We start from the raw sequence: 1,130 nt of genomic DNA on the forward strand, positions 1-1,130 counted from the left end.
AGTTGGCTCATCAAAAAGTAACAGTTCTGGCTGTAACGCCATAGCGCGGCCGATGCCGACACGCTGCTGCTGGCCACCAGATAGAGCTGCCGGGTAGCTGTCACCTTTCTCGCCAAGGCCAATATCATCCAGAATCTGCTGTGCACGAGTCAGAGCTTCCTGTTTCTTCCAGCCACGCACGGTAATCAAACCTTCGGCAATATTCTGGCGAGCCGTCATGTGCGCAAAAAGGGCATAGTTTTGGAAAACAAACCCAGTACGGCGACGCAGCGCCAAGACTTCGGCTTTCGTGTGCTTTTGTGTATCGACAGAGATGTCGTCGATAGTGATACGACCTTCGTCGGCCTGCTCAAGGAAGTTAACGGTGCGCAACAGGGTCGACTTACCCGTACCGCTAGAGCCGATAATCACGATGATCTCACCCTGTTTGATATCGAGATCAATGCCTTTCAGGACTTCAGTATCGCCAAAGCGCTTGTGGATATTTTCTAATTTGATCATCGTACGTACGCCGTATTCAGTTTCGCTTCAGCCCAAATTTGTACTCGAGTCAGAATCACTACCACGCCCCAGTAAATCAGAGCGACGGCTAGGAAGGCTTCAAAGAAACGAAAGCTTGACGAGGCTTCCATCTGCGCTTTAGCCATGATTTCTGCCACGCCAAGCGTAAAGGCGAGGGAAGTCGACTTAATCATATCAATGAAGTAGTTCATCAATGAGGGCAGTGCTACTCGTGTTGCTTGTGGCAGAATCACGCGACGCATCGCTTGTGGCGTTGTCATGCCGACCGATAGGCTCGCTTCCATTTGGCTACGATCAATACCGATGATTGCAGCACGAATACTCTCGGCCATATAAGCGGCAAAGTGCAACGTTAAACCAATCACTGCGGCAGAAAATGCATCGATACCCACCATCACAGGGAAGATTTGTGGCAAGCCGTAATAAAGCAGGAAAAGTTGTACTAACAGTGGGGTACCACGGAAGAAGCTGATGTACAGTTGACTCAATTGGTCGAGAACTGGCAGCTTAAATACGCGAATGTTCGCCAAAATGACGGCTAAAATCAGTGAAAAGACCAAGCCCCATGTGGCCATTTCCATGGTTGTGCCAAGATATTTCAGCAATAT

General features: G+C 49.4%; 2 protein-coding genes. Both read right to left on the bottom strand.

Translation table 11 applies throughout. From position 1 onward, the window contains the following. A partial coding sequence (locus R7O13_RS24405; RefSeq protein WP_318304872.1) for an amino acid ABC transporter ATP-binding protein occupies window positions 1-501 on the bottom strand: 501 nt, incomplete at its 3' end. Further along, a partial coding sequence (locus R7O13_RS24410; RefSeq protein ID WP_318304873.1) for an amino acid ABC transporter permease occupies window positions 498-1,130 on the bottom strand: 633 nt, incomplete at its 5' end. The genes R7O13_RS24410 and R7O13_RS24405, both read right to left, overlap by 4 nt.

The organism is Vibrio sp. Y176 (assembly GCF_033438945.1).